Below are 26,173 nucleotides of genomic sequence, written 5' to 3'. Positions count from 1 at the left end.
TGTGAGGTTATTTGTATTATGAGGAAAAAAGAAATTATTTTATATGTATTAGTATTAATCATAATTACATTTATGTTTAGTGCATGCGCTAGCGCGCCTTCTAAAGACAAAGAATTAAAGAATATTGGAGTTACCAGTGATAATCCATTACTTAAATATTTCACTAAACTACACCCTGATAATGAAGTTATTTTATGTGGACAAGAAGATGTAAATAATGATAATACTAAAGATTTAGTGATCATATATAGAGTGAGCAAAACTAAAAACGCTATGAAAATAGTTATTGCTAAAGAGCATAATTATAAATGTAGCAATGAAGTACCTGCTCCAATGGAAAATCAAATAATAAAGTTTAAAAATATAGATGATAAAGACCAAATAGAGGTTATTGTTTCAGGTTCTAAGAATGGACAAGTAGGATATGCAATTTTTAGACTCCAAAATATGAAGATTGTTAATTTATTTGGAAATGACATGGAAGACTGTTGTTAAATCATCTTCTTCAAAGAGGCAATATTAACGACTTCACAATGATATTTACCTCCTTGTAAATCTCTGTAGCAGATAACAATTCTCAATTGTTATCCTCCCAGTTATGGAAAACGGGAGACTTTCCTTCTGAAATATCATTAAATATAAAAATCATAAATAGTAAAGGGGACTAAAAAAATGTTAAAATTAAAGAAAATTGCATTAGTAGTATCATTAGCAGCTGTAATGGCATCTTCATTAATAGCTTGTGGAAATAAGGGGGAAACAGCTAAAACTACCTCATCAAATAGTACAAAAGTTGAGAGTAAGGATGATTACACAATAAAGCTTGGGTACTATAACTGTGATCATATGACTGCAGCATGTGTAGCAAAAGATGCAGGAATATTTGACCAACTTGGTTTAAAGGTTGAAGTTACTGGTAATGGTAAAATTCCACAAGCTATGGCAGCAGGACAAATGGATGCTGGATATATAGGATTTAAAGGTTTAAATACGGCTTATGCTAAAGGGTCTCCTATAATAGTTGCTGCTAATAATCATGATGGCGGTTCATACTATTTGGTAGTGTCAAATGATATTAAGAATCCAGCAAAGGATTTAATAGGACAACCTATGGGAATTGGTTCAAAGCCAGAACAAACAGATTATAATTGGGAACAAATGGCTAATGATGCAGGTATACCTGTTAAAGGCGAAAATTATAAAGGAATAAATTTTGATTCAGATCAAGCTAAATACCTTGCTATGAAAACAGGAAAAATTAAAGGCTATGTATGTTGTGACCCTTGGGGATCCATGGCTGAATTTGAAAAAACAGGACGCATTTTAAGTACACATTTAATGACTGGAAAAGAGCTGGGGAATTGCTGTGTATTCTCTCTAAATAAGAAGTTTGCGAAGGAACATCCTGAACTTGCTAAGAAAATGGTATTAGCTCATACAAAAGCAATAGAATACATTTATACACATCCATTAAAAGCAGCAAAAATCTTTGCAAAAAACTATAATGTACCTGAAGAAGCGGCTTTATTAACTGTGTATAAAAAGACAGTAGGAGAAGGAAGAACTCTTTCTTGGAAAGTTGACCCTAAAAAATTTAAGCATGAAATGGAGTTTGAAATAAGCAAAGGATTATATAGTGATTCAAATAAATATGAGGACATTGTTATTACTAAATATTTAGATGAATCTGGTGCTGATGATTTCGATAAATTTATAAAAGAAAAAGTAAATGCTGTATTCCCACTAGGGATGTCTTTTGAAAATTGGAAAGCTAAGTCCAATGAAATCGATAAATAAAACTATAGTTTTAGCTTTTATTATTACAATTTTATTAATAATAGGAATTAGCTTTATGCCAAAGGAAAAGCTTAATGATAAAATAAAAATCGGAGTGGCTAATGATATCTCTGGCATGGTTATTGACTATATGATTAAAAATAAAAGATTAAATAATGCAGATATTCATGAGGATTTTGAAAGCTATACAATGAATGATTGCTGAAGTAACACTGCTCAATGGGCATTGAGCTCTGATGTTTTAGACCTAGCAATTGTATGTGTAAATGCAGCAGAAAAATTCATTGAAAAGGATCCAAGATTTGAAATTGTTGGAGTTTGTGTTGAAAACTCAGATATATTTGTAACAAAAAGTGGAGTAACACCTAAAAAAATAGGTGTTACTCAAAATAAAAAATATCAAGAACAAATAGTGAAAGACCGCTTTGGTAACAAATGTGAAACAGTTCCTATGCTTGGACGCGCCCTGCCTTATGCATTAGAAAATAACCTAGTGGATGGGGTTATATTAGATGTTACTAAAGGATGGATGCTAAATGGAGTCAAAGATAAAATTTCAGTAAATAGAGATTATGTTACATATGTACTTTTAGTCAGAAATGATTTTAAAAAAAATCCTGTTTATAAAAAGTTTATAACTGCATATAAAAAATCCGTAAAGGAATTAGAATCAGAAGATGTATTGTTAGAAGAATTAAAAGGTTATGTAAATATTAGTATTACTGAAAGGTGGCTATCTGAATGGCGAAGATGGAATATAAATCTTGTACCTATAATTCCACAAACAAACTTAGTAAACTAAAAAATAAAAATACTAAATATATTTTTTATAAGATATTGGTTGGCTTAGCTTTAATAGGAATATGGCAATTAACTGCTATGCATTATGATAAAGAAATAATATTACCCTATCCAAAGAATACAGCAATTGCATTTTTTCACTGCATTACTAGCATTGAAATAGTAACCAATATATTAATTACATTAGGACGTGTATTAAAAGGATTTTTGTGGTCATTAGCCTTGGGTTTGCCACTAGGATTTTTAATGGGAAGCTTTCCACTAGCAAACGAGTTAATTAGTTGGATAGTGGACTCTGTAAGACAGGTTCCAATTATGGCGTGGGTACCACTTACAATTGTATGGTTTGGTATTGGAGATGGTCCAACAATATTCTTAATTGCTTTTTCTGGAATATTCCCTATAATCTTAAATACTATACACGGTGTAAAAAGTATATCAAAGGATTACTATAATGCTGCAAGAAGTATGGGAGCTGGCCACTTAAGCATTTTCAAAAATATTGTTATACCAGCATCTATACCAGATATTTTGACAGGAGCTAGACTGGCTATTAGTACTGGCTGGATGTCCGTTATCTGAGCGGAGTACATAGCGGCAGGTGCCGGCTTAGGTTTCTCTATGGTTGAAGCTCAAACAAGAATGCAAACAGATATGTTAATAGCACTAATGGTTTTTGCAGCACTTGTAGGTTTCGGTATTGATAGAATATTACAACTTTTAAATAAAAGGCTTACAAAATGGAGGTATGCTCAGTAATGAAGGTTAGACTTGAGAATGTATGTAAGACATTTAATAATAATAATAAAGAAGTTCATGAGGTATTAAAAGATATAAGTTTTGATGTTAAAGAAGGACAGTTTATTTCATTACTTGGACCTTCAGGCTGTGGTAAAACTACTCTTTTAACAATAATTGCAGGTTTTAAGCCAGCAACATCAGGTAAAATTTCAGTTAGTGGTAAATACGTATCTAGCGCGGGTTCAGATAGAGGATTTGTATTTCAAAACTATGCACTATTTCCTTGGATGACTGTAGCCGATAATATTTTGTTTCCTATGAAGGAACAAAAAATTCCCAAGGCAGAAAGAGAAAAAAAACTTGGAGAACTTTTAGAAATGGCTCAGCTACTGGGAAAAGAAAATTTATTTCCTCACCAGTTATCTGGAGGAATGAAACAGAGGACAGCGGTTATACGTGCCCTAGCATGTAAACCAGAAGTGTTATTAATGGATGAGCCCTTAGGCGCTGTAGATTTTCAAATGAGACAAATACTTCAAGAAGAATTGGAAGCTTTATGGCTTAAAGACAGAACCACAGTAATTATGGTGACTCATGATGTTGATGAGGCTGTTTATATGAGTGATAGAGTTATTGTTATGTCTACTGAAAAAGGAAAAATACTAGAAGATATGAATATTGACCTTGAAAGATCGCGAGATCGCGAGAGTGAAAAATATAAAAAATATAAAGACACTCTTACAAATATACTGAAAAAAGCACTAAATAGAGACGATTCTAAGGTGGTGTAGAGTTACAGTGAATTTTATGGTGCTAACTCTGAAATATTAGTTAGCAATAAATGAATAGGAGAAAATAATTATGAGTTATATGAAAAATACTATAGTTAAAGATATAGATGGTAATGCTTTTACTTTCAAAAATTATCCCTCAGAAAGATTATATATTGATAGTATTTATTCAAGATTATCTTTAATAGAAAATGAGGTAAGAAGATTAATAATGGATTATATTATATATAATGCCATACCTTTTAATTCAAAAGAGACATCTTCTATTATATTAGAAAAACTAAATATCAGTAAAGAAAAATTTAAGCAAATTTTAGATAGTTTAGTTAGTAAAAATGCTATGGTAATGGATGAAGATAATAATGTGAATTTTATTTATCCAGTTTCAGCTTTTAATACTAATCATAAAGTTCATTTATCAGATGGACGCGTATTTAGTGCAATGTGTGCAGTTGATGCTATGGGATCTTCTTTTACATTTAATCAAAATATAAAAATTAATTCTAAGTGTAGCGAATGTGGAGAGGATATCTTTGTTGAGATTAAAAATGGACAACTCGCTAATTATAGTCCAGAGCTTACACATGTACTCCATGTAGATTTAAATAAAAACCAAAACTGGTCAGGCAACTGCTGAAATATTATGAATTTCTTCTGTACGAAGAAACATTATGATACTTGGGTTAATAAAATGCAAATTCCAGAAGAAGATATTTTCTGTCTGAATATTCAAGAGGCCATACTAGTTGCAAAAATGATATTTAACTCAAACTTTTCAAAAGACTTTCCTTATGCTAACGTCTAATGTTTAAAAATAGAAAATCATAACTTACACAAAAGTTATGGTTTATCTTTTACTTTTTATAATACCAAATACCAACCTATCTTCATATTTATCTGTTCTTCTATTATAAGCTGCTTCCTTTTTTAAACCCTCTTTTTCAAATCCAAGTTTTATATTTAATTTAATTGAAGCAGTATTTTCAGGATCTATCAATGCCTCTATCCTATTAAGCTCTATAACCTCAAATGCATAACATATTACTTTTTTCGAAACTTCACTCATTATATTTTGTCCCCAATATTTTTTGTTAAGCATATAACCTATCTCTGATTTTGAATTCCAAGTGTCAAAATCATGAAGTGTGATCAACCCTATAACATGATTGTTTTTCTTAAGTGTAATACACCACCTAATGAACTTTTTAGTCTTAAATCCATTTATAAAAAACTCCACTGACTTCTTTGCTTGTTCAATAGTTGCCATAGATTTTATTTGCTGGTATTTTACTGCATCCTCATCAGAATATATATCATATATAGCTGGATAATCCGTTTCTACTACCTCTCTTAATATAAACCTTTCAGTCTCAAGTTTAGGAAATTCATTAAATATAGAATCAATTTTGAGCATTTTTTTACAACTCCTTCTTTATATTAAGCATCTTGTAAATAGCTTCTAATTAGATGTTTTTCAAAATGCCTTAATTTGGGGAAAACAAAAAAAGCCCACCATTTTTCAACAGTTGACTTCCTCTTAATAAATTATATCATATTTAAACTAATTTCACAATATTGGTATTATAATTACATTGGTTAAATTTGTTGATTTTATATATAATTTGTAATATCATTATAATATTACTTGTATGAATTAATCTAATTATATACATAATTTAGGTTTAGGGGGATTAAATATGCTAATTGAAAATAAAAAGTATACTATACTTGATATTGTACGACTTCCATTAAACTGTTCACCACTTTATGGGATACTAATAGCAATTTCAAAAATATTAGATGGTATAATTCCTAGTTTACTAATACTTGCTACTGCAAAATTTATAGATATTTCAATTTCAGTAGTATCTTCGAGTGGAGACCTTAAAAAAGTTTTCCCATCAATATTCCTTGTAGTCGCACTAGTTGGGTATAGCTGGATTTCAGTAAGACTTATAAAATTTGTGGAAATTAAGCTAGAAATTAAGCTTAGAGAAGACCTTAGATTAGGTATGGTAAAAAAAAGAGCAAGATTATCTTATAAATACATAGAAAATAGTGAGAGTTGGGATTTAATTTCAAGGGTTTGCAAAGATCCAGAAAGCAAATTAAGCAAAGCCTATATTAATTTTCTAGCTCTAATATCAATGATCATAAAAGTTGCTGGTCTTTTATTTATACTTATAGCTCAGGTTTGGTGGGCTGCTTTAATTATTTTAGCTGTCTCTGTTCCACTATTTATGTTATCTATGAAGAGTGGAAAGGCTACCTATGAAGCTGATAAAGAAACATCGAAATACAAAAGAAAATATGAATATCTTAAAGAAGTGCTCACGGGAAGGGAAAGTGTTGATGAAATGAGTCTATTTAGATTTAGTAATAACATAAATAAAAAGTGGTGGGAGCAATATGAAATTTCTAGAAAGATAATTCTAAAGACTGAAGCTAAGTGGTTTATAAGAATGAAGGCAGGCGGTATTATTACATCTTTTATATCTATTTTTATAATAATCGTGCTTATAAAACCTGTTACATCAGGACTGATAACTATTGGTATGTTTATAGCACTTGTAAATGCTGTAACTTCACTTATTCAAATGTTATCTTGGAATCTTTCCTTTCTTGTAGGTGAACTTACAAAAAACATAGAGTATTTAAAAGATTTAACTAATTTCTCTTCTCTTAAGGAAGAAAAAGGAGCTACTGATAATCCTCTAGAAACCCCAGTTAAATTTAAGAGTTTAGAGTTTAAGAATGTAAGGTTTAAGTATCCACAAACTGAAAATTATATATTAGATGGAATGTCCTTTGTTATAGAACATGGAAAACACTATGCCTTTGTAGGATCAAATGGAGCAGGTAAGACAACTATAACAAAGCTTATAACTGGTCTTTATGATGAGTATGAAGGCGATATATTAATTGATGGTAACAATATAAGGGAATACAGCCAGAGCTACCTTAAAGCCCTATGTTCAGTAGTATATCAAGATTTTGCTAAGTATTATATTTCCTTTAAGGACAATCTCTCTATTGGTAGGATAAATGGCATTAAAAATAAAGGAAATGATATGCTTATTCAGGATGCTGTTTCTACTATGTCACTTAATGATGTAATAGAGTCTCTTCCACATGGAATGGATACTCCTCTTGGAAAAATTAAAAGCAAAGGGGTTGATGTTTCTGGTGGACAGTGGCAGCGTATAGCTATGGCAAGAGCTATTATAAGCCCATCACCTCTTAGAATACTGGATGAACCTACAGCAGCCCTTGACCCTATAAGTGAAAGCAACATCTACGAAAAATTTGAGGAGATAAGTCGTGGAGGCACTACTATATTTATAAGCCATCGCTTAGGTTCTACCAAGCTTTCCGATGAAATCTTTGTACTTGGTAATGGACAAGTTGTTGAAAGTGGAAATCATAATGAGCTTATAAGTAAAAACGGAGTTTATACAGAAATGTATGAAAGTCAAAAAGGATGGTACCTATAATGGAAAAGAAAAAAGAAATATCTCTAACTAAAATTACAGCTAAGATTATTCCTATGATGTTTCATTATTGTCCAATTATTACGATTATACTTTTAACACTCAGTATTTTTCATGGAGTATCTTTTGCTATTAACACCGTCGCAACTCAGAAATTCTTTGATGGAGTAAGCAAAACTGTAAGTGGTAATGGAACAATAAATAAAGCAATTATGCTAGCATTTATATTAGGCCTTGCTCTTATTGTTTCTCAAATATTAAATGGTGTTACTAACTTTATGTACGGAGTGTTTGAAAATAAAGTAGCTGGACATTTATATAAAAAAATCAACGAGAAATCTGCAAATATTGACCCTATAATATATGAAGATACAGAGCTATTAGATAGTATAAACAAGGCTCAAAAGGGTGTTGATGGAAGCATTGGATTATTCATAGTTCTTACAAGCTTATTTACTTTTTATTTGCCTTATTTTTTATTTATGGGAGTATATCTTTTTAGGCTTGATAATATACTTGCAGTATCTTTAGTATTTATATTTATACCTGTGGCCTTTTCTCAGCTTATACGGGTAAAGGTATTTGATAAGCTTGAAGATGAAATAGCACCTATACGTCGTGAATATGACTATTACGAAAGTTGTATTTGTGCTAGAGAATATTTTAAGGAAACTCGCATTTTAGGTGGTTTTAATTATTTTAAAGATATTTATAAGTGCTCCATGGATCTTTTAGGACAAAAGGTGTGGAAGGCAGAAAAGAAAACCGGCCTTATAGAACTTTGCATGAAGCTTTTAACCCTTGTAGGTTATTTGGGAGTGCTTTATCTTTTATTTCGTTCTTTACTTATAGGAAATATAACCATAGGAGCTTTTTCTGCAGTATTTGCATCAGTAGGTTTTATGATTAGTGTAATGGAAGAGATAATATGTATGCACATTGGAGATTTAACAAAAGAACTTGGAACCATAAGAAATTTTATTGATTTCTTTAGCCTTCCTGAAAGGGGTGGTGAGGATGTAGAACTTAGTGCTGAGGATGGAATTTCACTTAAAAATGTAAATTTTATCTACCCGTCAGCAAAAGATTACTCCTTAAAAGATATCTCCTTAGAAATAAGCCCAAAGGAAATCATTGCTGTGGTGGGAGAAAATGGTGCTGGTAAATCGACCCTTGTAAGGATTATAACGGGGCTATATTTACCAACAGAAGGTGCTGTAGAGTTTGGTGGTATTGATACTAGAAAAATATCTGCGAAATCAATATACAAACATACCTCTGGGGTGTTCCAAAAGTATCAAAAATATAAAATGAATCTTTCTGAAAATATAACTATAAGCCATATGGATGATGATTCAGCTGAACTTTTAGATATATCCGCTAAAAAAGCAGATCTTGATATAGAAAGTGAAACTTTCCCAGAAGGCTATGACACCATGCTTTCTCGTGAGTTTGATGGTACAGATATATCTGGTGGACAATGGCAAAGGGTAGCTCTAGCTCGTGGTTTCTACAAGAGCCACAACATGATAATCCTTGATGAACCAACAGCATCTATTGATCCAGTAGAAGAAACAAAATTATATGAAAAATTCGCCGACCTATCAAAAGGTAAAACTTCAATCATTGTTACCCACAGAATAGGCTCAGCTAAAATAGCTGACAGAATTATAGTTATGGATGAAGGAAGAATCGCCGAAATAGGAACACATGAGGAGTTAATAAATCTGGGTGGTAAATACTCTGAAATGTATGAAGCTCAAGCTCAGTGGTATGTTAGAGCTTGAATTTTTCCATCAATTTAATGAACCTTTTAGTCTTTATATAAAATAAAAACCACTAAGTTAGACTTAGTGGTTTTTTGTTACCTGGCGACGACCTACTCTCCCACAAAGTTACCCCTGCAGTACCATTGGCGCATTGAAGCTTAACCGACCTGTTCGGTATGGGAAGGGGTGTTACCTTCATGCCATAATCACCAGATTGAGAAAATTATATTCTCTCAAAATTGCACAGTGAAATTATCTTCTCGCTTTCGCTTGAAGCTTACGCTTTATATATATTAAGGTCAAGCCCTCGACTTATTAGTATTAGTCAGCTGAACATGTTACCATGCTTACACCTCTAACCTATCAACCTGGTGTTCTTCCAGGAGTCTTACTAACACCGTGCTTACGCACGAGTTATGGGAAATCTCATCTCAGGGTGGGCTTCACGCTTAGATGCTTTCAGCGTTTATCCCTTCCAAACATAGCTACCCAGCGATGCCACTGGCGTGACAACTGGTGCACCAGAGGTTTGTCCATCCCGGTCCTCTCGTACTAAGGACAGCTCCCTTCAAATTTCCTACGCCCGCGACGGATAGGGACCGAACTGTCTCACGACGTTCTGAACCCAGCTCGCGTGCCGCTTTAATGGGCGAACAGCCCAACCCTTGGGACCTACTTCAGCCCCAGGATGCGACGAGCCGACATCGAGGTGCCAAACCTCCCCGTCGATGTGGACTCTTGGGGGAGATCAGCCTGTTATCCCCGAGGTAGCTTTTATCCGTTGAGCGATGGCCCTCCCACGAGGTACCACCGGATCACTAAGTCCGACTTTCGTCCCTGCTCCACTTGTAGGTGTCGCAGTCAGGCTCCCTTCTGCCTTTGCACTCTTCGCGCGATTTCCAACCGCGCTGAGGGAACCTTTGAGCGCCTCCGTTACTTTTTTGGAGGCGACCGCCCCAGTCAAACTGCCCACCTAACAATGTCCTGTGACCAGATTCATGGCCTCCAGTTAGAACCTCAGTACTGTCAGGGTGGTATCCCAAGGATGACTCCACACAGGCTGACGCCCATGTTTCTCAGTCTCCCACCTATCCTGTACAGACAATACCGAAATTCAATGCTAAGCTACAGTAAAGCTCTACGGGGTCTTTCCGTCCAATCGCGGGTAGCCAGCATCTTCACTGGCACTACAATTTCGCCGGATGTGCTGTTGAGACAGTGCCCAAATCATTACGCCATTCGTGCGGGTCGGAACTTACCCGACAAGGAATTTCGCTACCTTAGGACCGTTATAGTTACGGCCGCCGTTTACTGGGGCTTAAGTTCATACCTTCGCTTGCGCTAAGTAATCCCCTTAACCTTCCAGCACCGGGCAGGCGTCAGCCCCTATACATCAGCTTTCGCTTTAGCAGAGACCTGTGTTTTTGCTAAACAGTTGCTTGGGCCTATTCTCTGCGACCTACTTTCGTAGGCACCCCTTCTCCCGAAGTTACGGGGTCAATTTGCCGAGTTCCTTAACAGCAATTCTTCCGATGGTCTTAGGATTCTCTCCTCACCTACCTGTGTCGGTTTGCGGTACGGGCACCAATATCCTCGATAGAGACTTTTCTTGGCAGCGTGGAATCAGATACTTCAGGAATAAATTCCCTTCCCCATAACATCTCAGCGTTAAGAGCAAACGGATTTGCCTGCTTGCTCCGCCTAAATGCTTAGACACACATCCAATAGTGTGCACATCTTATCCTCCTGCGTCATCCCATTTCTAATAACGTCCATTGGTGGTATCGGAATATCAACCGATTGTCCATCACCTACGCCTTTCGGCCTCGGCTTAGGTCCCGACTAACCCTGAGAGGACGAGCCTTCCTCAGGAAACCTTAGGTTTTCGACCGTTAAGATTCTCACTTAACTCTCGCTACTTATGCCAACATTCTCACTTCTGTACCGTCCACCACTCCTTACGGTATGACTTCAGCCAGTACAGAAAGCTCCTCTACCGCGTACACATAGTGTACACCCATAGCTTCGGTGGTAAGTTTTAGCCCCGGACATCTTCGGCGCAGGATCTCTTGACTAGTGAGCTATTACGCACTCTTTGAATGAGTGGCTGCTTCTGAGCCAACATCCTAGTTGTCTTAGAAATCCCACATCCTTTTCCACTTAACTTACACTTTGGGACCTTAGCTGATGGTCTGGGCTGTTTCCCTTTTGACTACGGATCTTATCATTCGCAGTCTGACTGCCGAAATAAAAGTATATGGCATTCGGAGTTTGATAGGGTTCAGTAACTGTTGTCAGCCCCTAGCCCATTCAGTGCTCTACCTCCATTACTCAATTAATCGACGCTAGCCCTAAAGCTATTTCGAGGAGAACCAGCTATCTCCGAGTTCGATTGGAATTTCTCCGCTATCCACAGCTCATCCCATGGTTTTTCAACACCAACGTGGTTCGGACCTCCACGGAATTTTACTTCCGCTTCATCCTGGCCATGGATAGGTCACCCGGTTTCGGGTCTACGACATGCAACTATAGCGCCCTATTCAGACTTGGTTTCCCTTCGGCTCCGTACCTTAAGTACTTAACCTTGCTACATATCGTAACTCGTTGGCTCGTTCTACAAAAAGCACGCCGTCACACATAAAAAGTGCTCCGACCGGTTGTAGGCACACGGTTTCAGGTTCTATTTCACTCCCCTTCCGGGGTTCTTTTCACCTTTCCCTCACGGTACTTCTTCACTATCGGTCACTAGGTAGTATTTAGCCTTGGGAGGTGGTCCTCCCTGCTTCCCACAAGGTTTCACGTGTCTCGTGGTACTCTGGATTAGATCTGACTGTTTTTCCTTTTCATTTACAGGCCTATTACCTTCTGCGGAGCAGCTTTCCAGCTATCTTCAATTAAGGAATTGCAGTATTTATGATCTATCCTCAACCCCTAGGTCAAAGACCTAGGTTTGGGCTCTTTCCCTTTCGCTCGCCGCTACTTAGGAAATCGATGTTTCTTTCTCTTCCTCCGGGTACTTAGATGTTTCAGTTCCCCGGGTCTACCTCTGCATACCTATTTATTCAGTATGCAGTACATAGTTGTTACTATGTGGGTTCCCCCATTCGGAAATCTTTGGATCACTGGCTATTTGCGCCTACCCAAAGCTTATCGCAGCTTAACGCGTCCTTCTTCGGCTCCTAGTGCCAAGGCATTCGCCATGCGCCCTTTGTAGCTTAACCTTTATCTTTATCTATTTGCATAGATAATTTCGTTTATTTACATAAACGTTTTAATTCATTTTGCGAAATTGTATTAAATTCATCTATACACCATTTACATGGCTTTAACTTATTAAAACAACTTTAATTTCACTGTGCAATTTTCAAAGAACATTTTTAGAAAAACTATCTATTAGTCAACTCCAAAGAGTTAACTAAAATTAGTCTCTCAAAATTAAACAGAGAATAGGTTACGAGTAATTACAGTAGACATTTTTGAAGAATAATTAAATTCTTCTTGTTGCATCGACCGAAGTCTTTGCATCTACTCCCTAGAAAGGAGGTGATCCAGCCGCAGGTTCTCCTACGGCTACCTTGTTACGACTTCACCCCAATCATCAATCCCACCTTCGGCCGCTGGCTCCTTACGGTTACCTCACGGACTTCGGGTGTTACCAACTCTCATGGTGTGACGGGCGGTGTGTACAAGGCCCGGGAACGTATTCACCGCGACATGCTGATTCGCGATTACTAGCAACTCCGGCTTCATGTAGGCGAGTTGCAGCCTACAATCCGAACTGGGATGAGTTTTTGAGTTTGGCTCCACCTTGCGGTCTTGCATCTCTTTGTACTCACCATTGTAGCACGTGTGTAGCCCTAGACATAAGGGGCATGATGATTTGACGTCATCCCCACCTTCCTCCCGGTTAACCCGGGCAGTCTCACTAGAGTGCTCAACTAAATGGTAGCAACTAATGATAAGGGTTGCGCTCGTTGCGGGACTTAACCCAACATCTCACGACACGAGCTGACGACAACCATGCACCACCTGTCACCCTGTCCCGAAGGACTTCGCCCATCTCTGGGTTATGCAGGGGATGTCAAGTCTAGGTAAGGTTCTTCGCGTTGCTTCGAATTAAACCACATGCTCCGCTGCTTGTGCGGGCCCCCGTCAATTCCTTTGAGTTTTAATCTTGCGATCGTACTCCCCAGGCGGAATACTTATTGTGTTAACTGCGGCACCGAGGTTCGACCCCCGACACCTAGTATTCATCGTTTACGGCGTGGACTACCAGGGTATCTAATCCTGTTTGCTCCCCACGCTTTCATGCCTCAGCGTCAGTTACAGTCCAGTAAGTCGCCTTCGCCACTGGTGTTCTTCCTAATCTCTACGCATTTCACCGCTACACTAGGAATTCCACTTACCTCTCCTGCACTCTAGACACCCAGTTTCAAATGCAGCACCCAAGTTAAGCTCGGGTATTTCACATCTGACTTAAATGTCCGCCTACGCATCCTTTACGCCCAGTAAATCCGGACAACGCTTGCCACCTACGTATTACCGCGGCTGCTGGCACGTAGTTAGCCGTGGCTTCCTCCTCTGGTACCGTCATTATCGTCCCAGAAGACAGAACTTTACAACCCGAAGGCCTTCATCATTCACGCGGCGTTGCTGCGTCAGGGTTTCCCCCATTGCGCAATATTCCCCACTGCTGCCTCCCGTAGGAGTCTGGACCGTGTCTCAGTTCCAATGTGGCCGATCACCCTCTCAGGTCGGCTACGCATCGTTGCCTTGGTGGGCCGTTACCTCACCAACTAGCTAATGCGCCGCGGGTCCATCTCAAAGTGGAATTTTCCGAAGAAAAATCCTTTGATGTCTCGATCATGCGATCAAAACATATTATGCGGTATTAATCTCCCTTTCGGGAGGCTATTCCCCTCTTTGAGGCAGGTTACCCACGTGTTACTCACCCGTCCGCCGCTAATCCACCCCGAAGGGTTTCATCGCTCGACTTGCATGTGTTAGGCACGCCGCCAGCGTTCGTCCTGAGCCAGGATCAAACTCTCAATTTAAAAGTTTACACTTTTTATTTGAAATGAATAATCTGCGCCAACTGTTAAGCTGGTTAGCAAGCTCATTACATACTTTTTAGTCTTACGACTAAAATTACTTTTTTATCTAAAGTAATTAACTGGTCAAGCGAAATATTATTTCGCTATTTTACCTATTTCTCTGTTTAATTTTCAAAGACCAATTTGCTTTGTCATCATGTGACGACTTCTACTATATTACTAGGTTTCTCTTGTTTTGTCAATAACTTTTTAAAATTAATTTTCATTTGAAAACATATTAAATAGTAATTAACATTTAGCGTGCTTCGCCACTGCTTTGTGACGACAAGGAATATTCTATCATATAAATAAGAGCATAATTTCAACCAACATGTCACCTAACTAGATTATCTTCATATTACTACATATAAGTATAAATAATTCGATATTTAGCATTCCGATACGCATGGTTAAGTATTATAACTCCATAGCCACTTAATCCAACTTATCTAGATCTTATGGTATTGGCTATCTTATAACTTACTTTGTTTTTGATTATATATAAATTGATCTAGCAAAAAAGACTTACCCTTTCAGGTAAATCTTTTCGTGTGCCTTATTCATTTTCTCTCAATCTTTCAATGATACTGTTTTTAGAAACACTACCATAACACAACTTGGGAATAAAAATAGCAAAAATCATTAATCCTAAGGAACATACTACAATAGGGATAATTTTAAAATTATATTTAAAAATTGTAATTCCACTACAAAGTAAGCTTATTCCAAAATGTGTTATAAATATTCCAACAGTCGATACAATAGCAGTAGTAATAAGAGCATAGTAAAGTCCTTCAAATATAAGCATTTTCAAAAGCTGTTTTCGAGTCATTCCCACACTTTCAAGTATGGCAAATTCTTGTTTTCTAGCTAAAATGCTTGTAAGCATAGTATTAATAAAATTCATAAGACCTATTATAAATATTACAGCGCTAAGGCTATAGCCTATTATAGAAAAAGTCTTTGTAAAATTTTTATATTCCTTTTCATAATCCTTTTTTGATCGATACTCTAAATCCTTATTGCTGCTCTGAAGTTTTTTAATATGATTTTCTATAGTGCTGCTTTTTTCTTTATCAATAAATATTTGCGCTGTCATTATTACTGGTTTTTTAATAAATAAAATGAATTCCTTTGATGCTATATAGGCTTTATATCCTGTTGGATTATAAATTTTTAGATCAAATGTCCTCACTACTTCTACCAATGCCATAACCTCAAAAGTTTTCTCTCCTCCATCTTTTAAATTAAGTTTTATTTTATCTCCTACCTTGTAATAATCACATCCAAAGGATTGATTTATCAATATATATTTACCCGTTGAGAATTTTTCAAGGTTAAATTCACCTTTAATTATGGTGCTTTTATTATACATATCCATGCAACCATTATCTAAACCATAAAGCTGAACTTCTACTTCTTTTATACTTTGCATATTAGCTTTAACAACCTCTTCATTTACAGAAGCTTTTTTCATAACATCAAGCTTATGAGCATCAATCTTGTCCTGTGCAAATCCTGAATAAATTTTATCTATTTTTTTTACCCCCTGAATATTTTTTAATCCATTACACATTTTTTCATCAACTGTACTTACACCATTAAATATATTTTTTCCAAAATTAGAATAATTACTAATAACAAATTCACCTCGTATGCTATCTTTAAGATACAAATCCATATTAAAACTTCCAATTAGAGTAGAAATAAAATTAAACAATATAATGCTTAATGAAAGCGATGCTAGAAGAATAATTGCTTTTTTCTTATTTCTAAATATATTTGAAAAAGCCATCTTATAGAGTTTTGCACCACTTGTAGAATTTTTTATTCCTTTTTTATCTTTCATTTCTATTCCTGTATATCTTACTGCTTCAATTGGTGATACCCTAGACGCAATCTTACCTGGCTTATTTGAACTTAAAAAAACAGTTATTAAAGAAAACAATGTTGAACCTACAAATATAATAGGATTTATCGATATTGTTGTACTATCACTCATATTTGACGCACTAAGTGATATAGGCACAAGAACCGCCCCTATAAAATATCCACAAATTAAGCCTATAGGAATACCAATTAAAGATAGCATAAATGCTTGTTTTCGTATTATGCACTTTAATTGTTTTTTAGTAGTCCCGATGGTTTTTAATAATCCATAATATTTAGTATCCTTCACTACTGAAATATAAAATATATTATAAATCAAGAGGTATCCACTCACCATTATAAGTAATCCTATAATTATAAAAGGAATTATATTTGACAACTCTGTATCATGATTAGATAAATATCCCCAATTTACAGCATATCTTTCCTCTGAAAAACTTATACCTGTATCTTTAATAACTTTTTTCAAATTATTTTTAGTATCTGAAGCCTTATCAAACATAACATAAAGGTCAGTTAACCCTGTATACTTTCCATCCTTCATACTTTTATTTAAATCCACATCTTTAAGGTTTTTATCTACAAAATCCTTGGAAACTATTGCAATACCTGCGCCTGCAATTGCTTTATCTCCTTTCCAAAAACCACTTAAAACAAAGTCCTTTGTATATTTTTTATCCATTATAGTGTACTCTACTGTGACCTTTTCTCCAATTTTGTGGGGTACATTAAGCATATCAAGCACCCAAGTAGCTGTAGTTATTTCATTTTCATTTTCTGGTAACTTTCCTGTGGTTGCCTCACAAAATCCCCATTTTGCCCAATTTTCATCCACATAATGCAGCTCTACGGCATTACTTCGGAGCTCTTTATTCTCTACATCTGATATTGTAACTGTAGTTCCGTATTCTTTGACAAGTGGATGCTGCTTTAATTTATCTGTTTCCTCTTTTGTAAGGTACTTAAATCCACCGTGAGCTTTTGTACCTACCTGCCTCATAGTTGCATTTTGCATAGAATCAATTAAACTCATACCAATAGTAAATACTGCAGTAAATAATACAGTTGTAAGTACTATAGCTAAAAGCGCAAAAATATTTCTCGTTCTATTTGCCTTAAAGCTCCTTTTGGCAAGCTTAGAGGATATTTTTCTATTATTATTTTTAAACATTTGTAATCTGCCCCCTTGAAGACACAATCTTGCCATCCTCAATTCTTATAATCCTATCTGCAAGCTGTGCTATCTCTTCATTGTGGGTTATCATAACAATTGTTTGATTAAACTTTTTACTTGTGATTTTAAGAAGTCCTAAAACCTCCTGCCCTGTTTTAGTATCCAAATTTCCTGTAGGTTCATCTGCAAGTATTATAGAAGGCTTTGCAGCTATTGCTCTTCCAATGGCAACTCTCTGCTGCTGTCCTCCTGAAAGATTATTAGGCAAATTATTAAGCTTGCTACTTAACCCTAAAATACTCGCAATCTCCTCAATATAATCTTTATCAATTTTATTTCCATCAAGTTCTATAGGTAAAACTATATTTTCATATACATTAAGTATAGGTATAAGGTTATAATTTTGAAAAATAAAACCTATATTTCTACGTCTATAGATAGTTAGCTGTTCCTCATTCATACTGAATACATCTTTTCCATCAACAATAACTTTGCCCTCTGTAGGTCTATCTAATCCACCAAGCATATGTAAAAGTGTACTCTTACCACTTCCAGAAGTTCCTATAATCGCAACAAATTCACCCTTTTCAACTTCAAAATTAACTCCATCTAGTGCTTTTACCAAATTACTATCCTTACCATAATGTTTTTTTAGATTCTCAGTTTTTAAAAGCGACATCTTCCCATCCCCCATATATATTTTTTAGCCAGATTAAATTTAGTACAATTAAAATTTACGGTAACTATTAATCTAGAAAACCACTATGAATCATGATTTCATACCTAATTACTAAATAATGGCTATAAATATATCCTAACAAAACAATGTAACAAACTCCTCACAAAATATATATTAAATATCACAATATTGTTATATTTAATTCTGCAAAAATACAGAGAACTTACTTCCAATATCTTTTTCAGATTTAACTTTTAAGTATCCGCCTTGCTTACTTATGATTTCTCTGGTTAAATATAGTCCAATACCTACGCCTTCTATTTGTTGCACTTCACGCCCTCTGTGAAATCGTTTAAATATATTGTTTATCTCTTCCTCTAATATTCCAATTCCATCATCACTTATATCAATTTCAGTAAAAATTTCTAAAGGTACAACTTCAATATTTATATTCCCACCATACTCAGTATATTTAATAGCATTTTCTACAATATTAAATATAGCTTCAGTTGTCCATTTTTTATCATGACATAGCATAATAGCCCCATCACATTTTATCTCAATATGTATGTTTTTTTTCTGTGCTTTAAGATATACACTTCCAACTACTTGGGCTATAGTTTCACTAAGCGGTAATTTTTCTTTATTTAAAACTATTATACCCGTTTCAAGTCTAGACATTTTTATAAGAGCTTCTATAAGCCACTGCAGTTTTCCTATTTGAAATTTCATATTTTTCAAAAACTCTTTTTCTTGCGCTTTTGTTAACTCTCTCTCTATTAAAGTTTCATTAATAATAGTTATATTCGCTAACGGGGTTTTTACCTGATGAGAAATATCTGATATTATACTTTTAAGCTTGTTTCGGTCGCTATTAAACTCCGCTCTTTCACTTTCTACCATATCTACTAGCTGCTTAATCTTATTTTCAAATTTTGATAATAAGGTTTCTTTATCTGTATCAAAAGTCGTATTTTCTTTTTTAGCTATTACATTGTCAATAACCTCACAGAGATTATTATAAAATTTCACCACTTTAATGCTTGTAAGCCATACAAAACTTATAGCTATAACTAAGAATATAAACAAAAAAGCTATTATAGAAATTCTAAAATTATTTAAATCATAAACTAAATTAGGATTAATTTTCAGTATTCTATTGCATGATCTAAATAAATACAAAAAAAACAAAATACTTATAGAAACAAAAATCAAAATATATATACTATAGATTTTATTCATCGAATTTTTTTTTAGATCCCTCACACTATATCACCTGCCCAAATATAACCCATGCCATATACAGTTTTAATATACTTAGGTGATGATGGCTCCTCCTCAAGCTTAGCCCTTAATCTATTGATATTAACTGTAAGTGCATGCTCATCAACAAAGTTTAAATCCTTATCCCAAAGCTCTTCCATTAACACTCGCCTTGTTAGTACTTGTCCCTTATTAATAAGCAACACCTTTAAAATTTTAAATTCTGTAGGCGTTAATGCAAGATTATTACCACCTTTCAAAATTGTCATCTTTTCAAAATTAAATACCATGTCATCTATTATAAAATCAGTATTCTCCTTTGTTTCTATGTTATATCTCCTAAATATAGCTAAAATTCTTTCTCTCAAAATACCTAAATTAAAAGGTTTTGTAACATAATCGTCCCCACCTAATTTAAACCCTGTAATAATATCAATTTCCATATCACAAGCTGTAAGAAACAATATAGGCACACTTGAAGTTTCTCTCACTTTTATGCAAAAATCAAAACCACTACCATCTGGCAAATTAACATCAAGTATTATCATATCAATTTTATCATTTTTTAATTTTATGTAAGCTTCCTCTAAAGTGAATGCGGATTCAGTTTTGAAACCATCTGCATTAATATTAAAGCATATTCCATTATTCAACATAACATCATCTTCTACAATAAGAATGTTTTGCATATGCACAGTCCCTTCCATTACAAAATAGTTAATTATTCCCTCTTATTATTGTATCAAAAGTAAAAGTATTATTCCATACAAGTTATAACTGAAATTCCCACGCTTTCCTTCTAAAATGTCGCTAAAACTTAAAACCCTACTTTGTGTTAAAGTAAGGTTTTAATACAAATCTATTTTATTAACTATTCTGAAACTCCCACACATAAATGAATGGGGTTCTTGAATACTAAATAACTTCTTTTATACTCTCATTTATAATAAAAACTATAAATTACAACATATAAAAACTAATTATTTTCTTCAAGAATTTCACTATCAAGCATCACAATTGACACATTAACGATAGTATATGGCTCGTTTCAAAACCTAAGTATATTATATCGTACTAAAATAACCATGTCTAATGGTATATTTTAGTAGTGCTATCCATACCACACCTAAAGAGAGTGGGCTTTCCGCACAAATTCTTTGTAATTATATTTACGCAAAATAAAAACCACTAAGTTAGACTTAGTGGTTTTTTGTTTATCTGGCGACGACCTACTCTCCCACAAAGTTACCCCTGCAGTACCATTGGCGCATTGAAGCTTAACCGACCTGTTCGGTATGGGAAGGGGTGTTACCTTCATGCCATAATCACCAGATTGAGAAAATATATATTCTCTCAAAATTGCACAGTGAAATTATCTTCTCGCTTTCGCTTGAAGCTTACGCTTTATATATATTAAGGTCAAGCCCTCGACTTATTAGTATTAGTCAGCTGAACATGTTACCATGCTTACACCTCTAACCTATCAACCTGGTGTTCTTCCAGGAGTCTTACTAACACCGTGCTTACGCACGAGTTATGGGAAATCTCATCTCAGGGTGGGCTTCACGCTTAGATGCTTTCAGCGTTTATCCCTTCCAAACATAGCTACCCAGCGATGCCACTGGCGTGACAACTGGTGCACCAGAGGTTTGTCCATCCCGGTCCTCTCGTACTAAGGACAGCTCCCTTCAAATTTCCTACGCCCGCGACGGATAGGGACCGAACTGTCTCACGACGTTCTGAACCCAGCTCGCGTGCCGCTTTAATGGGCGAACAGCCCAACCCTTGGGACCTACTTCAGCCCCAGGATGCGACGAGCCGACATCGAGGTGCCAAACCTCCCCGTCGATGTGGACTCTTGGGGGAGATCAGCCTGTTATCCCCGAGGTAGCTTTTATCCGTTGAGCGATGGCCCTCCCACGAGGTACCACCGGATCACTAAGTCCGACTTTCGTCCCTGCTCCACTTGTAGGTGTCGCAGTCAGGCTCCCTTCTGCCTTTGCACTCTTCGCGCGATTTCCAACCGCGCTGAGGGAACCTTTGAGCGCCTCCGTTACTTTTTTGGAGGCGACCGCCCCAGTCAAACTGCCCACCTAACAATGTCCTGTGACCAGATTCATGGCCTCCAGTTAGAACCTCAGTACTGTCAGGGTGGTATCCCAAGGATGACTCCACACAGGCTGACGCCCATGTTTCTCAGTCTCCCACCTATCCTGTACAGACAATACCGAAATTCAATGCTAAGCTACAGTAAAGCTCTACGGGGTCTTTCCGTCCAATCGCGGGTAGCCAGCATCTTCACTGGCACTACAATTTCGCCGGATGTGCTGTTGAGACAGTGCCCAAATCATTACGCCATTCGTGCGGGTCGGAACTTACCCGACAAGGAATTTCGCTACCTTAGGACCGTTATAGTTACGGCCGCCGTTTACTGGGGCTTAAGTTCATACCTTCGCTTGCGCTAAGTAATCCCCTTAACCTTCCAGCACCGGGCAGGCGTCAGCCCCTATACATCAGCTTTCGCTTTAGCAGAGACCTGTGTTTTTGCTAAACAGTTGCTTGGGCCTATTCTCTGCGACCTACTTTCGTAGGCACCCCTTCTCCCGAAGTTACGGGGTCAATTTGCCGAGTTCCTTAACAGCAATTCTTCCGATGGTCTTAGGATTCTCTCCTCACCTACCTGTGTCGGTTTGCGGTACGGGCACCAATATCCTCGATAGAGACTTTTCTTGGCAGCGTGGAATCAGATACTTCAGGAATAAATTCCCTTCCCCATAACATCTCAGCGTTAAGAGCAAACGGATTTGCCTGCTTGCTCCGCCTAAATGCTTAGACACACATCCAATAGTGTGCACATCTTATCCTCCTGCGTCATCCCATTTCTAATAACGTCCATTGGTGGTATCGGAATATCAACCGATTGTCCATCACCTACGCCTTTCGGCCTCGGCTTAGGTCCCGACTAACCCTGAGAGGACGAGCCTTCCTCAGGAAACCTTAGGTTTTCGACCGTTAAGATTCTCACTTAACTCTCGCTACTTATGCCAACATTCTCACTTCTGTACCGTCCACCACTCCTTACGGTATGACTTCAGCCAGTACAGAAAGCTCCTCTACCGCGTACACATAGTGTACACCCATAGCTTCGGTGGTAAGTTTTAGCCCCGGACATCTTCGGCGCAGGATCTCTTGACTAGTGAGCTATTACGCACTCTTTGAATGAGTGGCTGCTTCTGAGCCAACATCCTAGTTGTCTTAGAAATCCCACATCCTTTTCCACTTAACTTACACTTTGGGACCTTAGCTGATGGTCTGGGCTGTTTCCCTTTTGACTACGGATCTTATCATTCGCAGTCTGACTGCCGAAATAAAAGTATATGGCATTCGGAGTTTGATAGGGTTCAGTAACTGTTGTCAGCCCCTAGCCCATTCAGTGCTCTACCTCCATTACTCAATTAATCGACGCTAGCCCTAAAGCTATTTCGAGGAGAACCAGCTATCTCCGAGTTCGATTGGAATTTCTCCGCTATCCACAGCTCATCCCATGGTTTTTCAACACCAACGTGGTTCGGACCTCCACGGAATTTTACTTCCGCTTCATCCTGGCCATGGATAGGTCACCCGGTTTCGGGTCTACGACATGCAACTATAGCGCCCTATTCAGACTTGGTTTCCCTTCGGCTCCGTACCTTAAGTACTTAACCTTGCTACATATCGTAACTCGTTGGCTCGTTCTACAAAAAGCACGCCGTCACACATAAAAAGTGCTCCGACCGGTTGTAGGCACACGGTTTCAGGTTCTATTTCACTCCCCTTCCGGGGTTCTTTTCACCTTTCCCTCACGGTACTTCTTCACTATCGGTCACTAGGTAGTATTTAGCCTTGGGAGGTGGTCCTCCCTGCTTCCCACAAGGTTTCACGTGTCTCGTGGTACTCTGGATTAGATCTGACTGTTTTTCCTTTTCATTTACAGGCCTATTACCTTCTGCGGAGCAGCTTTCCAGCTATCTTCAATTAAGGAATTGCAGTATTTATGATCTATCCTCAACCCCTAGGTCAAAGACCTAGGTTTGGGCTCTTTCCCTTTCGCTCGCCGCTACTTAGGAAATCGATGTTTCTTTCTCTTCCTCCGGGTACTTAGATGTTTCAGTTCCCCGGGTCTACCTCTGCATACCTATTTATTCAGTATGCAGTACATAGTTGTTACTATGTGGGTTCCCCCATTCGGAAATCTTTGGATCACTGGCTATTTGCGCCTACCCAAAGCTTATCGCAGCTTAACGCGTCCTTCTTCGGCTCCTAGTGCCAAGGCATTCGCCATGCGCCCTTTGTAGCTTAACCTTTATCTTTATCTACTTGCGTAGATAATTTCGTTTATTTATATAAACGTTTTAATTCATTTTGCGAAATTGTATTAAATTCATCTATACACCATTTACATGGCTTTAACTTATTAAAACAACTTTAATTTCACTGTGCAATTTTCAAAGAACATTTTTAGAAAGATTAAATCATTAGTTAACTCCAAAGAGTCAATTTAAACTCAGAGAGTTTACTAAAATTAGTCTCTCAAAATTAAACAGAGAATAGGTTACGAGTAATTACAGTAGATATTTTGAAAAATAAAATTAATTATTCTTCTTGTTGCATTGACCGAAGTCTTTGCATCTACTCCCTAGAAAGGAGGTGATCCAGCCGCAGGTTCTCCTACGGCTACCTTGTTACGACTTCACCCCAATCATCAATCCCACCTTCGGCCGCTGGCTCCTTACGGTTACCTCACGGACTTCGGGTGTTACCAACTCTCATGGTGTGACGGGCGGTGTGTACAAGGCCCGGGAACGTATTCACCGCGACATGCTGATTCGCGATTACTAGCAACTCCGGCTTCATGTAGGCGAGTTGCAGCCTACAATCCGAACTGGGATGAGTTTTTGAGTTTGGCTCCACCTTGCGGTCTTGCATCTCTTTGTACTCACCATTGTAGCACGTGTGTAGCCCTAGACATAAGGGGCATGATGATTTGACGTCATCCCCACCTTCCTCCCGGTTAACCCGGGCAGTCTCACTAGAGTGCTCAACTAAATGGTAGCAACTAATGATAAGGGTTGCGCTCGTTGCGGGACTTAACCCAACATCTCACGACACGAGCTGACGACAACCATGCACCACCTGTCACCCTGTCCCGAAGGACTTCGCCCATCTCTGGGTTATGCAGGGGATGTCAAGTCTAGGTAAGGTTCTTCGCGTTGCTTCGAATTAAACCACATGCTCCGCTGCTTGTGCGGGCCCCCGTCAATTCCTTTGAGTTTTAATCTTGCGATCGTACTCCCCAGGCGGAATACTTATTGTGTTAACTGCGGCACCGAGGTTCGACCCCCGACACCTAGTATTCATCGTTTACGGCGTGGACTACCAGGGTATCTAATCCTGTTTGCTCCCCACGCTTTCATGCCTCAGCGTCAGTTACAGTCCAGTAAGTCGCCTTCGCCACTGGTGTTCTTCCTAATCTCTACGCATTTCACCGCTACACTAGGAATTCCACTTACCTCTCCTGCACTCTAGACACCCAGTTTCAAATGCAGCACCCAAGTTAAGCTCGGGTATTTCACATCTGACTTAAATGTCCGCCTACGCATCCTTTACGCCCAGTAAATCCGGACAACGCTTGCCACCTACGTATTACCGCGGCTGCTGGCACGTAGTTAGCCGTGGCTTCCTCCTCTGGTACCGTCATTATCGTCCCAGAAGACAGAACTTTACAACCCGAAGGCCTTCATCATTCACGCGGCGTTGCTGCGTCAGGGTTTCCCCCATTGCGCAATATTCCCCACTGCTGCCTCCCGTAGGAGTCTGGACCGTGTCTCAGTTCCAATGTGGCCGATCACCCTCTCAGGTCGGCTACGCATCGTTGCCTTGGTGGGCCGTTACCTCACCAACTAGCTAATGCGCCGCGGGTCCATCTCAAAGTGGAATTCTCTAAAAGAAAAATCCTTTGATGTAAAGGTCATGCGACCAAAACATATTATGCGGTATTAATCTCCCTTTCGGGAGGCTATTCCCCTCTTTGAGGCAGGTTACCCACGTGTTACTCACCCGTCCGCCGCTAATCCACCCCGAAGGGTTTCATCGCTCGACTTGCATGTGTTAGGCACGCCGCCAGCGTTCGTCCTGAGCCAGGATCAAACTCTCAATTTAAAAGTTTACACTTTTTATTTGAAATGAATAATCTGCGCCAACTGTTAAGCTGGTTAGCAAGCTCATTACATACTTTTTAGTCTTACGACTAAAATTACTTTTTTATCTAAAGTAATTAACTGGTCAAGCGAAATATTATTTCGCTATTTTACCTATTTCTCTGTTTAATTTTCAAAGACCAATTTGCTTTGTCATCATGTGACGACTTCTACTATTCTACTAGGTATTTCTTGTTTTGTCAACAACTTTTTTTAATATTTTTTAAGTATATTAAATGTTAACTTATCAATGTTTTCATTTATCGTTACTCACTAGTAGCGACAAGAAGTATTTTATCATGCGCCAACATAATGTGTTTATACTAATTCCTCCAATAGAGCAATAATAACTAGTATTATTCATAATACTACTGATTATTGCGTTTTTTTCACACTGATACGCTAGGGTTCGTATACTTTATTTTTATCAATAACACTCTCAACTTAC

At 37.4% G+C, this 26,173-nt stretch carries 13 protein-coding genes and 6 rRNA genes; 8 read left to right on the top strand and 11 right to left on the bottom strand.

Translation table 11 applies throughout. From position 1 onward, the window contains the following. Positions 1 to 18 precede the first annotated feature (18 nt). The 6 genes from saoC to saoL all read left to right on the top strand — a co-directional run bounded on the left by saoC (position 19) and on the right by saoL (position 4,935). Positions 19 to 495: a Cys-Cys-COOH (seleno)protein SaoC gene (gene saoC, locus G9F71_RS05015; protein WP_224626193.1), complete on the top strand. Its 477-nt coding sequence runs from the start codon at positions 19 to 21 to the stop codon at positions 493 to 495. Positions 496 to 672: 177 nt separating this feature from the next. After that, entirely contained in the window at positions 673 to 1,797 is a 1,125-nt protein-coding gene (gene saoX, locus G9F71_RS05010) for an ABC transporter substrate-binding subunit SaoX (RefSeq protein WP_164952399.1), read from the top strand. After that, positions 1,757 to 2,599, top strand: coding sequence for an ABC transporter substrate-binding (seleno)protein SaoB (saoB, locus tag G9F71_RS05000; RefSeq protein ID WP_411956126.1), 843 nt, complete (start codon positions 1,757 to 1,759; stop codon positions 2,597 to 2,599). The genes saoX and saoB overlap by 41 nt, the downstream gene beginning before the upstream one ends. Continuing rightward, the gene (gene saoP / locus G9F71_RS04995) at positions 2,539 to 3,357 is read left to right on the top strand and encodes an ABC transporter permease subunit SaoP (protein ID WP_239591059.1); all 819 of its coding nucleotides are present in this window, start codon (positions 2,539 to 2,541) and stop codon (positions 3,355 to 3,357) included. The genes saoB and saoP overlap by 61 nt, the downstream gene beginning before the upstream one ends. Further along, on the top strand, positions 3,357 to 4,130 hold the full coding sequence (gene saoA / locus G9F71_RS04985) for an ABC transporter ATP-binding protein SaoA (RefSeq protein ID WP_164952402.1): 774 nt from the start codon (positions 3,357 to 3,359) through the stop codon (positions 4,128 to 4,130). Before saoP ends, saoA begins: the two co-directional genes overlap by 1 nt. A 70-nt stretch (positions 4,131 to 4,200) precedes the next feature. Further along, entirely contained in the window at positions 4,201 to 4,935 is a 735-nt protein-coding gene (gene saoL / locus G9F71_RS04980; protein WP_263488142.1) for a MerB-like organometallic lyase SaoL, read from the top strand. 42 nt (positions 4,936 to 4,977) lie between these two features. Here saoL and G9F71_RS04975 read toward each other — a convergent pair whose 3' ends face one another. Continuing rightward, complete coding sequence (locus G9F71_RS04975; protein ID WP_164947121.1) at positions 4,978 to 5,544, bottom strand: GNAT family N-acetyltransferase; 567 nt, start codon at positions 5,542 to 5,544, stop codon at positions 4,978 to 4,980. A gap of 283 nt (positions 5,545 to 5,827) precedes the next feature. On the opposite strand from G9F71_RS04975, the gene G9F71_RS04970 reads away from it, so the two are divergent. Next, positions 5,828 to 7,624, top strand: coding sequence for an ABC transporter ATP-binding protein (locus G9F71_RS04970; RefSeq protein ID WP_164952405.1), 1,797 nt, complete (start codon positions 5,828 to 5,830; stop codon positions 7,622 to 7,624). Then, a complete protein-coding gene (locus G9F71_RS04965; protein WP_164952406.1) occupies positions 7,624 to 9,408 on the top strand; it encodes an ABC transporter ATP-binding protein in 1,785 nt (594 codons plus the stop codon). The genes G9F71_RS04970 and G9F71_RS04965 overlap by 1 nt, the downstream gene beginning before the upstream one ends. A 79-nt stretch (positions 9,409 to 9,487) precedes the next feature. Here G9F71_RS04965 and rrf (G9F71_RS04960) read toward each other — a convergent pair. From rrf (G9F71_RS04960) to G9F71_RS04915, 10 genes are all read right to left on the bottom strand, one after another. Next, a 5S ribosomal RNA gene (rrf, locus tag G9F71_RS04960) occupies positions 9,488 to 9,604 on the bottom strand. A gap of 81 nt (positions 9,605 to 9,685) precedes the next feature. After that, positions 9,686 to 12,611 (bottom strand): 23S ribosomal RNA (locus G9F71_RS04955). Positions 12,612 to 12,926: 315 nt separating this feature from the next. Continuing rightward, positions 12,927 to 14,444, bottom strand: a 16S ribosomal RNA gene (locus tag G9F71_RS04950). The 16S, 23S and 5S rRNA genes sit together here, the layout of an rRNA operon. 595 nt (positions 14,445 to 15,039) lie before the next feature. Next, on the bottom strand, positions 15,040 to 17,544 hold the full coding sequence (locus G9F71_RS04945; RefSeq protein ID WP_164952525.1) for an ABC transporter permease: 2,505 nt from the start codon (positions 17,542 to 17,544) through the stop codon (positions 15,040 to 15,042). Further along, positions 17,537 to 18,226: an ABC transporter ATP-binding protein gene (locus G9F71_RS04940; RefSeq protein ID WP_125006558.1), complete on the bottom strand. Its 690-nt coding sequence runs from the start codon at positions 18,224 to 18,226 to the stop codon at positions 17,537 to 17,539. The genes G9F71_RS04945 and G9F71_RS04940 overlap by 8 nt, the downstream gene beginning before the upstream one ends. Before the next feature lie 198 nt (positions 18,227 to 18,424). Beyond that, a complete protein-coding gene (locus G9F71_RS04935) occupies positions 18,425 to 19,468 on the bottom strand; it encodes a sensor histidine kinase (protein WP_164952526.1) in 1,044 nt (347 codons plus the stop codon). 20 nt (positions 19,469 to 19,488) lie between these two features. Continuing rightward, positions 19,489 to 20,178, bottom strand: a complete 690-nt coding sequence (locus G9F71_RS04930) for a response regulator transcription factor (protein WP_164947985.1) — start codon at positions 20,176 to 20,178, stop codon at positions 19,489 to 19,491. A gap of 527 nt (positions 20,179 to 20,705) precedes the next feature. After that, positions 20,706 to 20,822: ribosomal RNA gene (rrf, locus tag G9F71_RS04925) — 5S ribosomal RNA — on the bottom strand. An 82-nt stretch (positions 20,823 to 20,904) separates the two neighbouring features. Next, positions 20,905 to 23,830, bottom strand: a 23S ribosomal RNA gene (locus G9F71_RS04920). A 338-nt stretch (positions 23,831 to 24,168) separates the two neighbouring features. Then, a 16S ribosomal RNA gene (locus G9F71_RS04915) occupies positions 24,169 to 25,687 on the bottom strand. Positions 25,688 to 26,173: the final 486 nt, after the last annotated feature.

It is taken from the genome of Clostridium sp. FP2 (genome assembly GCF_011065955.2).
GTDB lineage: Bacteria > Bacillota > Clostridia > Clostridiales > Clostridiaceae > Clostridium_AD > Clostridium_AD tagluense.
This window is presented reverse-complemented; position numbering and strand designations above follow the sequence as displayed.